This window comes from Bradyrhizobium sp. CCBAU 65884, assembly GCF_028128835.1.
GTDB lineage: Bacteria > Pseudomonadota > Alphaproteobacteria > Rhizobiales > Xanthobacteraceae > Bradyrhizobium > Bradyrhizobium ottawaense.
Genome location: NZ_LBJU01000104.1, coordinates 25568 through 37508, shown reverse-complemented (window position 1 = coordinate 37508; position 11941 = coordinate 25568). Strand labels below are relative to the sequence as shown.

The following is an 11941-nucleotide window of genomic DNA, read 5'->3' as shown; positions in this document are numbered from 1 at the left end:
TTGCGAGCCGCCGGCCGGAACCGTTAATCTGGCCTATCTTTCTGTTTTTCAGGCACAATTAACGTCATGACCGCGCCGATCGCCATCATCATGGGAAGCCAGTCGGATTGGGACACGATGCGGCATGCCGCCGACACGCTTGCCGCGCTCGGCGTCGCCGCCGACACCCGCATCGTCTCGGCCCACCGCACCCCCGACCGTCTCTTCGCTTTCGCCAAGGGCGCCAAGGCCGCGGGTTACAAGGTCATCATCGCCGGCGCCGGTGGCGCTGCGCACCTGCCCGGTATGGCGGCGGCGCTGACCGAACTCCCGGTGTTCGGCGTTCCCGTCGAATCCAAGACGCTCAAGGGCCTCGATTCGCTCTATTCGATCGTCCAGATGCCCGCCGGCATCCCGGTCGGCACCCTCGCCATCGGCAAGGCCGGGGCAACCAACGCCGCACTACTGGCAGCGGCCGTCCTGGCGTTGTCCGACCCGGCCTTGGCCAATCGCCTCGCCGCCTGGCGCAAGGCGCAGACCGAGGCGGTCGCCGAGCGCCCGGAGGACAAGGCGTGACCGACACCAGGCAGGTGAAGCTGAAGCCCGGTGACACCATCGGAATCCTCGGCGGCGGACAATTGGGCCGGATGCTGGCCATGGCTGCGGCGCGGCTCGGCCTGCGCTGCCAGGTGTTCTCGCCCGATCCGGACTCGCCGGCTTTCGACGTCGTATTGAACGCGACCTGCGCCGAATATGCCGACGTCGAAGCGCTCGAACTGTTCGCCAACGACGTCGACGTCATCACCTACGAATTCGAGAACGTGCCATCGGCCGCCGCGATGGTGCTGGACGCGCGCCGACCCGTGCTGCCCAACCGCAAGATCCTCGAGACCACCCAGGACCGGCTCGCCGAGAAGGATTTCGTGACGCGGCTCGGCATCGGCACTGCGGCCTATGCCGACGTCACCTCGGTGTCCTCGCTGCGCGAGGCGATCGCCAGGATCGGCCTTCCGGCCGTGCTCAAGACCCGCCGCTTCGGTTATGACGGCAAGGGCCAGGTCATCATCCGCGAGGGCGACGATATCGCCAAGGTGTGGACCAGCCTCGCGACCAAATCCGCGATCCTGGAAGCCTTCGTGCCATACGAGCGCGAGATCTCCGTGATCGCCGCACGCTCAGTCACAGGCCAGGTCGAGTGTTTCGATGTCACCGAGAACGAGCACCGCGACCACATCCTGAAGATATCGCGCGCGCCCGCGCCGATCCCGGCTGCGCTCGCCGAGGAAGCACGCAGCATCGCCGGCAAGATCGCAAGCGCACTCGACTATGTCGGCGTGCTCGCTGTCGAGATGTTCGTGCTCGCCAACGGCACAGGCCCGAAGGTGCTGGTCAATGAGATCGCCCCGCGCGTGCACAATTCCGGGCACTGGACGCTCGACGGCGCGTCGGTCTCGCAGTTCGAGCAGCACATCCGCGCCATCGCCGGCTGGCCGCTCGGCAAGCCCGTGCGCCACGGCGAAGTCGTCACCATGACCAATCTGATCGGCGACGAGATCAACGATTACGAAAAGTGGCTGAGCGTGCCCGGCGCGACCGTGCACATCTACGGCAAGGGTGCGCCGCGCCCCGGCCGGAAGATGGGCCACGTCACCGAAGTCAGGCCGACGAAAGGCAAGTAGCGGGACCGCAGCAATCGCTGCGATCCCGCTTCGCTCGAAAACGCTTTAGGCCGTCTTCGCGCCTGCGACGACGCCCGTGGGCTCCTCGCTGAGCCAGCGATAGATCACCCCGCCCAGCGCACCGCCGATCAGCGGTGCGACCCAGAACAGCCAGAGCTGCGCGATCGCCCAGCCGCCGACGAACAGCGCAGGACCCGTGCTGCGCGCCGGGTTCACCGAGGTGTTGGTGACGGGGATGCTGACGAGATGGATCATCACCAGCGCGAGCCCGATCGCGAGCGGCGCGAAGCCCGCGGGCGCGCGACCATGGGTCGCGCCCATGATGATGAACAGGAACATCATGGTCATCACCACCTCGGTGAGGAAGCACACGATCATGCTGTACTGGCCGGGCGAATGCGCATCATAGCCGTTGGATGCGAAGCCCTTGCTGACATCGAATCCGGGAGCTCCGCTCGCGATGACGTAGAGGAGCCAGGCGGCCACGATCGCGCCGGCCACCTGCGCGATCACATAGGGCAGGATCTGGCCGGCCGGAAAACGCCCGCCGGCGGCAAGACCGACCGTGACGGCCGGGTTGAGATGGCAGCCGGAGATATGGCCGATCGCATAGGCCATGGTGACCACGCTCAGTCCGAATGCGAGGGAGACACCGACCAGACCGATTCCGACCTGCGGGAAGCCGGCAGCGATCACCGCGCTTCCGCAGCCTGCGAATGTGAGCCAGAAGGTGCCGATGGCTTCAGCGGCGTATTTCTTGATATCCATGTATCGTCCCCTGCTTTCAAAGATTCCGGAACAAGCTCCGGAAACGGCCCCATCCCTGGCGTCGAATCGCCCAAATCAGGGCCGCACAGAGGTATTTTCGCCTCATTTAATGGCTGAACTTGGCCCGAAAGCCCGCTTGTCCGGTGGACATCCCGGGATTTGTCTGATACATCCGCGCCCTCAAGGTTAAGGGCTTGCGCGTTTTCGCCATCCCCTTCGTCTTACCAGAATTCAAATCCGATCCACTGAAGAGGATGCCGCGTGCAGGTTCTCGTTCGCGATAACAATGTCGACCAAGCCCTCAAGGCGCTGAAGAAGAAGATGCAGCGCGAGGGAATTTTCCGCGAGATGAAGCTCCGCGGTCATTACGAGAAGCCCTCCGAGAAGAAGGCCCGCGAAAAGGCCGAAGCTGTGCGCCGTGCGCGCAAGCTGGCCCGCAAGAAGCTGCAGCGCGAAGGCCTGCTGCCGATGAAGCCGAAGCCGGTGTTCGGCGCCGGTCCCGGCGGTGATCGCGGCGGTCGTGGCCCGGGTGCAGGTGCTGGTCCGCGCGGACCGCGCTGATTTACCGAATTTTGCAAGATTTCAGTTTCGATGACGCGGGCCTCTGGCCCGCGTTATTGTTTGTGCGCGGGGCCTTTTCCGGGTCGGCACCACGGATGCGGCACGCAAGCGCGATGAGATTTGGATTGAACGTCGTCGCGCTTTAGTTTGTTGTTTGAGCAATCTCTACGCAAACGCATTGCGCGTTTGTCGCGAGGAAAAACCGCTGCATACTTTTCGCCAACGCGGCCCTTCGGGTCCGGATCATGCTCTAGCGCGAGCGAACCGTAGATGGCCTCCCCCCTCCCCCAGCACGGCTTGACGTGGCTACGCCGGATCTCGCAGCCGCCGTTCGCGCTGGCGCTCATGGGGATAGCGTTGTGCGGCTGCTCGTTCGATCTGGGATCGCTGATGCCGGAGAAGGACAAGCCGCAGGAGGCGCCCAAGGCCGCCGCGCCCGCCGAGAGCGCGGTGAGCGCCGCCAACGTCACCGAGGCTCAGGCCCACACCGCAAAAGCCCAATCCCTGGCCAAGTCAGGCGAGGTCGCGGCGGCGCTCGACGAGTTCAATCGCGCGGTCGGGCTCGATCCCTACAATGCGCAGGCGCTGTATGGCCGTGCCCTGATCTACCAGAGCAACAATCAGCACGACTTCGCGATCGCAGATTTCAGCGCTGCGAGCGGGCTCAATCCCCAGAAGGTCGAGCCGCTGCTCGGCCGCGCCACCAGCTATCTCGCGCTCGGCAAGGTCAAGGAGGCCACGGCCGATCTGGATGAGGCCTCAGAGGCCGATCCGCACAACGCGCAGGTCTGGACCGCGCGGGGACAGGCCTATGAGCGGCTGGGCGACAGGGCCAAGGCGGCGGCGTCCTACACCAGGGCTGTCTCGCTTCGTCCACGCGACGACGCCGCGCGCAGCGGCCTGGCCCGCGTCGGCGGCTGACGGTTCTGGCACCGTCTCAATCGGGGGTGGCGCTCTTCGGCAGAACCGAGTGGAACATCGACTTCATGCCCGACAGCATCTCGTCGGCGACATTGGTCTTCTTGGGCCGCGGCATGGAGCCGCCAGCGTCGGCGCGCAGATCGAGCGGTGGCGCGATCACCGGCACGGGAATGTCGGCCGGCGGCGTCATCCGGTTCGGATCATCGCTGCCGACCGAGGCCGTATAGGACGGATTGGCCGGCGAGGAGCCATCCTTGCCATAGGCCTCTGGTGAGGGCGTCGATACCGTGATCGGCGGCGGCAGCGGACGGACCGTAGCCGGCTCCATGCTGATGACCCGCGGGGCCTCGGGCGTGCGAGCGGCTTCCCGCACGGCAGGCTCGGTCGGCTTCTCGGCTGACCTGGTCTCGGGCGGCCTAACCTCGGCAGGCTTGGTCTCGGCGGACTTGCCCTCAGACGACTTGCCCTCAGGAGACTTGCCCTCAGGAGATTTGCGCAGACGCTCGATCGCAGCACGCACGAGGTCGTTGGCGTCGGGGGCCTGAGCCGCGGCAGCCGGCGCCGAATTGGCCTCAACCACCGGAGCGGCGGGAGCGGGCGTGCTGGCGGCCGGGGTAGACGTCGGGGTAGACTTGGCGACCGCCTTCTCGCGCGCCGAGGGCTTGCCACGCGGGCTGGCCTCGGCCGGAGCCACATCCGCAGCCTTGTGCTCGGCAGTCGGCTGATCGGCAGCCTTTTCAGCCGCCGGCTTGTCCGTCACGCTCTTCTCGGGGATGCCTTTGGCCTTGACGCCGGGCGCCGGGAGATTGGCCACATCGGCGGGCTTGCCGTTCTTGCCGGCCTCGGCAGGGGCCACGACGGCCGCAGGGGCGTCAGCCGCCGGCTTGGCGTTGATGTAGTGGTTAACGATGTACGCCCCGATGATCGTCGCGAGCACCGAGGGGAAAATATCCATCGAAATTTTAGCGAGGTATTTCAGCATTCCGGCCACTCCCCGCGCGATCTGATGCGGGAACTTTGGGGCATTGTAAGGGATCAACTGCGACGGATCGATGGCAAGTTGTAAGGCCGGACCTACGGCTTCAGCTCGATCTCAAGGAACACGATCTCGGTTGAGGTTTCGTTAAGTACGTCATGTTGGACGCCCGCCTTGCGGAAATAGGATTTCCCGGCTGCCAGCTGCGCCTTGGACCGCTCGCCGCCCGGCGCCACGATGGTCATTTCGCCCGCGACGACGGGAACAATCACATAATCCATGCCGTGGGTGTGATGCCCCGTGGCGCTGCCCGGACCGAGCCGCCATTCCGTCACCCGGACCTCCTCGTTGTCGACCTGAACCTCGGATCTGGCGGCAAGCATTGGGACCTCTCCTGGGACGCGATCCCGGCCCCCGAAGGGCCGCGTGAGCGCAAAGTGGGTTCAGGGCAACGAAACCATGAATACGTAGACGCCAAATACCATCACATGGACCAGCCCGAACAGGACGTTTGTCCTGCCCGTGCCGAAGGTCGGCATGCTCAGGACGAAGGTCGGGAGCAAGAGCACGCTGCCCCCCGGGCGTCGAGGCCGAGCTCGAGCTCGTTGTCGAGCGGCGAGCAAATCGGCCGGCGGATTCAATGCCAGCGCAGGATCGGCGCGACCGGCAGCAGCGTCAGCAGCATGAACAGCGGGATCAGCACCGCGCCGGCGCGCACGAGATAGCCAAAGAAGCTCGGCATCTTGATCCCGTTCTCGCTGGCAATGCTGCTGACCATGAAGTTCGGCGCGTTGCCGATATAGGTGAGCGCTCCCATGTAGACGGCGCCCATCGAGATCGACGCGAGCGTGCCCGACAGCTGATGCATCAGCATTTGCGGATCGCCGCCGGCAAGCTGGAAGAACAAGAGATAGGTCGGCGCATTGTCGAGAAACGCCGACATCAGGCCGGTGAACCAGAAATAGGCGACCTCGCGCGGCGTGCCGTCCGGTGCCGTCACGGCCGACAACAGCCAGGCAAAGGCGCCGTGATGGCCGGCATTGAGCATGGCAATGACCGGGATGATGGCGACAAAAATGCCCGCGAACAGTTTTGCGACCTCGCGGATCGGCTCCCAGGTGAAGCCGTTGGCCAGCCTGTGCTCGTCCGGCGTCAGCCACACCGACAGCGCCGCAATGGAAAGCAGCGCCAAATTGCGCGCGATGTCTTCCAGCTCCAGCTTCGTTCCGAGAATGTCGAAGGCGATAGCGGGCTTCCACATCGCCGAGGCCAGCAGGCTCGCGACGATGGCTGCGATCAGCACGAGGTTGACCAGACCGCGGATGCGGACCGGATCCGCAGGACCGGCGTCGCCCAGCGCGGGCTCGCTGCGGAAGCGCCAGGAATCGATGGCGATGAAGATCGCGAGCAGCAATCCGGCGACGATTGCGGTCTGCAACCAGATGCTCCGCGTGGTCCAGAAGAAGTCGACGCCGTGCAGGAAACCGACGAACAGCGGGGGATCGCCGAGCGGGCTCAGCGCGCCGCCGACATTGGCGACCAGGATGATGAAGAAGATGATGACATGGGCGTTGTGGCGCCGCGGCCGGTTGGCGCGGATCAGCGGACGGACCAGGATCATCGCGGCCCCCGTGGTGCCGACGATGCTTGCCATCAGGGTGCCGAGCGCGAGGATGCCGGCATTCGTCGCCGGCGTGGCCTTGATGTCGCCCGTGACGAGAATGCCACCGGCCACGACATAGAGCGCGAACAGCAGCACGATGAAGCCGAGATATTCAGCGAGCATGGCGTGGACGAACGCCGCCAGCGTCGCCATGCTCCCGGCAAAAATGACGAGCGAGGCCAGCGCCAGCAGCGACCAGGCAGCAGCGATCTTGCCGTAATGATGGTGCCAGACTTTTGCAAACAGCAGCGGTCCGAGCGCGATCGACAGCAACAGGCCGGCAAAGGGAAGCGCATAGGGCCAGCGCATCGCCGCACCATCGAGGCCGCTTGCGGCCCAGGCCTGCTGCGGCAACAAAGCGAGGATGGCGGCGAGGGATACGCCCCACAGCCGGGAGACGAGCCGTTCAGGATCCAATGAAGCGCCTTGCCGTTTCGATCGCACCGAACGCATCGAGATTGTCGTGTCCGCCGCCCGCAAAGCGAACGAACTGCTTCGGTTCATGCGCGAGCGCGAACAGACGCTCTCCGAACACGATCGAAATGACAAGGTCATTGGTGCCATGCATCACCAGGAGCGGCACCGTGACGCGCGCGATCCGCTCGTCGGAAGGGAACGGATCGCGCATCAAGAGGCGCACCGGCACGAACCAGAATGACGAAGATGCAATGTCGGCCGTCGAGGTATAGGGGGCCTCCAGGACGAGCTTTCCAACACGCTGTTCCGAGGCGAGCGCAACCGCCACGCCGGTCCCGAGCGAGAAACCCAGGCGACGATTCGTTCCGCCGTGTAGCGGGCGGTGGTGAAGGCATAGAAGGCAGCGGCATCGCGTAGCAACCCCTCCTCGCTCGGCGCGCCGCTCGAGCCGGCATAGCCGCGGTAGGACAGCGCGACCAAGCCGGTGCCATCAGCCGTCATGGCCTTGAAGCGGCTGACACGGCCGGCGAGAAAATCGCCATTGCCCGGAAAATACAGGATCACGGGACGACCCGGCCTCGCCGGCACATGCCAGACGATGATCTTCTCGCCATCCGAGGTGGTCAGGACATGCTCCTCCGCTCGGGACAATCTGCTGCCTCAGGCGGGGTCCGCTTGGCGGTCGGTATCGGAAACAGCATCTCGCGCTGCCGGGCATAGAGCGCGACGAGCCCGGCGAGATAGACGGTCGCGAGCAGGATGACGGTCCATTTGGCGATGGTGATCATTGCGCGGCTGGCCCCCGGTTCAGGCTCAGGGCTTGCGACGGCTCCGCAGCAATTTCATGACATCGGGCCGGAGGCTCGCCGGTACGTCGCGGCAGCCGCACGCCGCCTTGTGGTCGGCATGCCATGCGACGCGCTGCTCGCGCGTCGCCTTGAGCGGCATGCGATGGGACCGGTACCATTCCATGTTGATGGCCACGGTCCGTTTCCTTCGCGTGCTACATCGCCTTGACGATGTTCTCGGTGACCTTCTTGGCGTCGCCGAGCAGCATCATGGTGTTGTCGCGATAGAACAGCGGATTGTCGATGCCGGCATAGCCGGAGGCGAGCGAGCGCTTGATGAACATCACGGTGCCGGCCTTCCAGACCTGAAGCACGGGCATGCCGTAGATCGGCGAGGTCTTGTCCTCCTCGGCCGCCGGGTTGGTGACGTCGTTGGCGCCGATCACGAAGGCGATGTCGGCCTGCGCGAACTCGGAGTTGATGTCCTCGAGCTCGAACACCTCGTCATAGGGGACGTTGGCTTCGGCGAGCAGCACGTTCATGTGGCCGGGCATGCGGCCGGCGACCGGGTGAATGGCGTACTTCACCTCGACGCCTTCCTTCTTCAGGATGTCGCCCATCTCGCGCAGCGCGTGCTGCGCCTGCGCCACCGCCATGCCGTAGCCGGGCACGATGATGACCTTCTGGGCATTCTTCATGATGAAGGCCGCGTCGTCCGCCGAGCCGAGCTTGGCGGGCTTCTGCTCGCCGCCGCCACCGCCGGCCGCCGCGGTCTCGCCGCCGAAGCCGCCGAGGATGACCGAGATGAAGGACCGGTTCATCGCGTGGCACATGATGTACGACAGGATCGCGCCCGACGAGCCGACCAGCGCGCCGGTGATGATCAGCGCGGAATTGCCGAGCGTGAAGCCGATGCCGGCCGCAGCCCAGCCGGAGTAGGAGTTCAGCATCGAGATTACGACCGGCATGTCGGCGCCGCCGATCGGGATGATCATGAGCACGCCGAGCGCCAGCGCCAGGATGACGATCAGCCAGAAGTCGAGCGCGCCGCCGGTCAGGACCAGGCGAACGATGAAGAACACCAGCGCCACGGCAATCGCGATGTTGATGATGTGGCGGGCGGGCAGGATGATCGGCGCGCCGCTCATCCGCGCGGACAGCTTCAGGAACGCGATCACCGAGCCGGTGAAGGTCAGCGCGCCGATGGCGACGCCGAGCGACATCTCGACCAGGCTCTGCGGATGGATATTGCCGGGGGTGCCGATATCGAAGGCCTCGGGCGCGTAGAACGCGCCGGCGGCGACCAGCACCGCGGCCATGCCGACCAGCGAGTGGAAGGCGGCGACCAGCTCCGGCATCGAGGTCATCGGCACGCGACGGGCGATCACCGCGCCGATCGCGGCACCGATGGCGATACCGACGATGACGAGCACCCAGGCGAGGCCGTCTGCCGGCGGATGGTTGGCCAGCGTGGTGGCGACCGCAATCGCCATGCCGATCATGCCGAACAGATTGCCCTGGCGCGACGAAGCCGGGCTCGACAGCCCGCGCAGCGACAGGATGAACAGCACTCCCGCCACGAGATACAAAAATGCAGAGAGGTTGGCGCTCATCTCAGGTCCCCATTGATCCCTTCAGCCCGAGGTGGCCGCTTACTTCGACTTCTTCTTGTACATCGCCAGCATGCGCTGGGTGACAAGGAAGCCGCCAAAAATGTTCACGCAGGCGAAAATGAGCGCGACAAAGCCGAAGGCGCGGGCCCAGCCCGAGCCACTCGAGACGTTCGCGACGCCGCCGGCAAGCAACGCGCCGACCACGATCACCGAGGAGATCGCGTTGGTCACGCTCATCAGCGGCGTGTGCAGCGCCGGTGTCACCGACCACACCACGAAATAGCCGACGAAGACGGCGAGGACGAAGATCGACAGCCGGAAGATGAAGGGGTCGACGACCTGTGCAGCATGCTCCATGGCGGGTCTCCTTAAGCCTTCGGCTGGAAGTTCGGGTGGATGACGGCGCCGTCTTTGGTGAGCGCGGTCGCCTTGACCAGTTCGTCGTCCCAGTTCACGGCGAGCTTCTTCTCCGTCTTGTCGACCATGGTCTCGATGAAGGAGAACAGGTTGCGCGCGTAGAGGCTGGAGGCCGAGGCCGCGACGCGGCCGGCGACGTTGGTGTAGCCGACGATCTTGATGCCATCGAGGTCGACGACCTCGCCGGCCTTGGCGCCTTCGACATTGCCGCCGCGCTCGACGGCGAGATCGACCAGCACCGAGCCCGGCTTCATCGACTTGACCATCTCGCCGGAGACGAGCTTCGGCGCGGGCCGGCCCGGGATCAGCGCCGTGGTGATCACGATGTCCTGCTTCTTGATGTGCTCGGCGGTGAGCGCGGCCTGCTTGGCCTGGTATTCCCTAGACATCTCCTTGGCGTAGCCGCCGGCGGTCTGCGCGTTCTTGAACTCCTCGTCCTCGACGGCGAGGAATTTCGCGCCGAGCGATTCGACCTGCTCTTTGGTCGCGGGCCGCACGTCGGTCGCGGTCACGATGGCGCCGAGACGGCGCGCGGTCGCGATCGCCTGGAGGCCGGCGACGCCGACGCCCATCACGAACACTTTCGCCGCAGGCACGGTGCCGGCAGCGGTCATCATCATCGGGAAGGCGCGGCCGAACGCCTCGGCGCCCTCGATCACGGCGCGGTAACCGGCGAGGTTCGCCTGCGAGGACAGCACGTCCATCACCTGCGCGCGCGTGATGCGCGGCATCAATTCCATCGCGAAGGCGGAGACGCCGGCATCGGCGATCGTCTTCAGCGCGGCCTCGTTGCCATAGGGGTCCATGATGGCGATGACGAGCGCGCCGCGCTTGTACTGCGCGAGTTCGGAGGCTTCAGGACGCTTCACCTTGATGATGATGTCGGCATCCTTCAGCGCATCTGCGCTGACGGTGGCACCTACCGCGGTGAATTCGGAATCCGGCAGGCCCGATTTGAGGCCGGCGCCCGGCTCGACGGCGATCTCGGCGCCCAGCGCCTTGAACTTCTTCACCGTATCGGGCGAAGCGGCGACTCGCGGCTCGAGCGGATCGATTTCCTTGGCAACGGCGATCTTCATAGGTCCTCCGGCGGCGCGGGACAGCGCGCGCGCAAACTAAGCGTTACTCCCGCGGCGTTCGATACCGGTTTTGGCACCGGCTTGGATGCAAATATTCTGGGCAGCTGCTGCCGCTGGCGTGTGCAGCTGCCGACAGATCAGGTCAGGAAGACCGCCATCAGGATCACGATGAGCGCGACCGAGACCGTGCCGTACTTCACCAGCTTGATGAAGCCCTCGTAGGTCTGCTCGTGGGCAACGTAGTCGTTGCCGTCGGCGGTGCTGTACGCCACTTCGCTATGATCAGCCATGGATTGTCCCCAGTCGAAAGTCGAATTCTTGGGCTGGGATACCTGAAACCTTCGAGCAGGGCAACGGCGCTGGGCAGCGGTTTTCCCGCAAATCGGCTCATTTGGAATCCCAATTGTCGCGGATCCAACGCGTCAGGTTCTCCTCGCTGACCTCGCCGGCAGCGAGCGACAGGATGATGGCTGCCGCTTCAGCCTCGGGTACAACGAAGTCGATGCCGTTCACGCCGAGAAACGTGTACAGCGCCAGCAGCGACGTGCGCTTATTGCCGTCGACGAACGGATGGTTGCGCGCGATGCCGAAGGCGTACGCCGCCGCCAATTCGGGAAGATCGGCGCTCTCGTAAGACCATTTGTTTCTGGGCCGATCGAGCGCGGATTCGAGCATGCCTTCATCTCGAAGGCCGCTTGCGCCGCCATGGATCGCCAGTTGTTCGTGGTGGATCGCAATGATGATCCGACGCGTCAGCCAGAACGGCTCATTCACTTGGCAAGCTCGGCGAGAGCGTTGTGATAACGCTTCATGCCTCGCCGTGCGACTTCCATTGCTTTTTCGAAGTCAGGATCATGCGGCGTCAGCAACACGCCACCGTCCGACTGCTCGACCGGAAACAGCCTGTCGCCCTCTTTGAGATTCAGACGACCCGCGAGCTCCTTCGGCAGGATAACGCCGATCGAATTGCCTATCTTGCGCACCTGAAGCACGGTGGATTCGTTCTTCAAGTCCTTAGAGCTCGCGTTCTCGTTCATGGCAGCACCTCGTTATACATCTGTATAACACGACCCACCCAAT

Annotated in this window: 15 protein-coding genes and 2 pseudogenes; 4 read left to right on the top strand and 13 right to left on the bottom strand. The window is 64.8% G+C overall.

Annotated elements, in window-relative coordinates:
- The first annotated feature begins 66 nt into the window (after window positions 1-66).
- Together purE and XI03_RS11195 are read left to right on the top strand one after the other, a co-directional pair.
- Window positions 67-555 (top strand): 5-(carboxyamino)imidazole ribonucleotide mutase, encoded by a 489-nt coding sequence (gene purE / locus XI03_RS11200; RefSeq protein WP_038948420.1) that lies wholly within the window; start codon window positions 67-69, stop codon window positions 553-555.
- On the top strand, window positions 552-1658 hold the full coding sequence (locus tag XI03_RS11195; protein WP_271592173.1) for a 5-(carboxyamino)imidazole ribonucleotide synthase: 1107 nt from the start codon (window positions 552-554) through the stop codon (window positions 1656-1658). The genes purE and XI03_RS11195 overlap by 4 nt, the downstream gene beginning before the upstream one ends.
- 45 nt (window positions 1659-1703) lie before the next feature.
- Here XI03_RS11195 and aqpZ read toward each other — a convergent pair whose 3' ends face one another.
- A complete protein-coding gene (gene aqpZ, locus XI03_RS11190; RefSeq protein ID WP_028140288.1) occupies window positions 1704-2426 on the bottom strand; it encodes an aquaporin Z in 723 nt (240 codons plus the stop codon).
- Window positions 2427-2687: 261 nt separating this feature from the next.
- Between aqpZ and rpsU the strand changes: the two genes are divergently transcribed.
- Both rpsU and XI03_RS11180 read left to right on the top strand, forming a co-directional pair.
- A complete protein-coding gene (rpsU, locus tag XI03_RS11185; RefSeq protein WP_028140289.1) occupies window positions 2688-2987 on the top strand; it encodes a 30S ribosomal protein S21 in 300 nt (99 codons plus the stop codon).
- Window positions 2988-3257: 270 nt separating this feature from the next.
- On the top strand, window positions 3258-3908 hold the full coding sequence (locus XI03_RS11180; RefSeq protein WP_152102405.1) for a tetratricopeptide repeat protein: 651 nt from the start codon (window positions 3258-3260) through the stop codon (window positions 3906-3908).
- 16 nt (window positions 3909-3924) lie between these two features.
- Here XI03_RS11180 and XI03_RS11175 read toward each other — a convergent pair whose 3' ends face one another.
- From XI03_RS11175 to XI03_RS11125, 12 genes and pseudogenes are all read right to left on the bottom strand, one after another.
- A complete protein-coding gene (locus XI03_RS11175) occupies window positions 3925-4890 on the bottom strand; it encodes a hypothetical protein (RefSeq protein WP_271592172.1) in 966 nt (321 codons plus the stop codon).
- 92 nt (window positions 4891-4982) lie between these two features.
- A complete protein-coding gene (locus tag XI03_RS11170) occupies window positions 4983-5267 on the bottom strand; it encodes a cupin domain-containing protein (RefSeq protein ID WP_028140292.1) in 285 nt (94 codons plus the stop codon).
- Window positions 5268-5327: 60 nt separating this feature from the next.
- Window positions 5328-5497, bottom strand: a pseudogene (locus XI03_RS40510) (ionic transporter y4hA); the annotation flags it as partial.
- A gap of 24 nt (window positions 5498-5521) precedes the next feature.
- Entirely contained in the window at window positions 5522-7000 is a 1479-nt protein-coding gene (locus XI03_RS11165; protein WP_271592171.1) for a sodium:proton antiporter, read from the bottom strand.
- Window positions 6954-7749: pseudogene (locus XI03_RS11160) on the bottom strand (alpha/beta hydrolase). The gene XI03_RS11165 and the pseudogene XI03_RS11160 overlap by 47 nt, the downstream one beginning before the upstream one ends.
- A gap of 28 nt (window positions 7750-7777) precedes the next feature.
- Entirely contained in the window at window positions 7778-7948 is a 171-nt protein-coding gene (locus XI03_RS11155) for a hypothetical protein (RefSeq protein ID WP_271592170.1), read from the bottom strand.
- 19 nt (window positions 7949-7967) lie between these two features.
- A complete protein-coding gene (locus XI03_RS11150; RefSeq protein ID WP_028140295.1) occupies window positions 7968-9365 on the bottom strand; it encodes an NAD(P)(+) transhydrogenase (Re/Si-specific) subunit beta in 1398 nt (465 codons plus the stop codon).
- Between the two features lie 39 nt (window positions 9366-9404).
- Window positions 9405-9722: a proton-translocating transhydrogenase family protein gene (locus XI03_RS11145; RefSeq protein ID WP_018317801.1), complete on the bottom strand. Its 318-nt coding sequence runs from the start codon at window positions 9720-9722 to the stop codon at window positions 9405-9407.
- Between the two features lie 11 nt (window positions 9723-9733).
- The gene (locus XI03_RS11140) at window positions 9734-10861 is read right to left on the bottom strand and encodes a Re/Si-specific NAD(P)(+) transhydrogenase subunit alpha (protein ID WP_038948415.1); all 1128 of its coding nucleotides are present in this window, start codon (window positions 10859-10861) and stop codon (window positions 9734-9736) included.
- A gap of 137 nt (window positions 10862-10998) precedes the next feature.
- Window positions 10999-11151 carry an aa3-type cytochrome c oxidase subunit IV gene (locus tag XI03_RS11135; protein WP_028140297.1) on the bottom strand — a complete coding sequence of 51 codons (153 nt, stop codon included), beginning with the start codon at window positions 11149-11151 and terminating at the stop codon, window positions 10999-11001.
- Window positions 11152-11248: 97 nt separating this feature from the next.
- Window positions 11249-11635 carry a type II toxin-antitoxin system death-on-curing family toxin gene (locus XI03_RS11130; RefSeq protein ID WP_038948414.1) on the bottom strand — a complete coding sequence of 129 codons (387 nt, stop codon included), beginning with the start codon at window positions 11633-11635 and terminating at the stop codon, window positions 11249-11251.
- Window positions 11632-11898: an AbrB/MazE/SpoVT family DNA-binding domain-containing protein gene (locus XI03_RS11125; RefSeq protein WP_038948412.1), complete on the bottom strand. Its 267-nt coding sequence runs from the start codon at window positions 11896-11898 to the stop codon at window positions 11632-11634. Before XI03_RS11125 ends, XI03_RS11130 begins: the two co-directional genes overlap by 4 nt.
- Window positions 11899-11941: the final 43 nt, after the last annotated feature.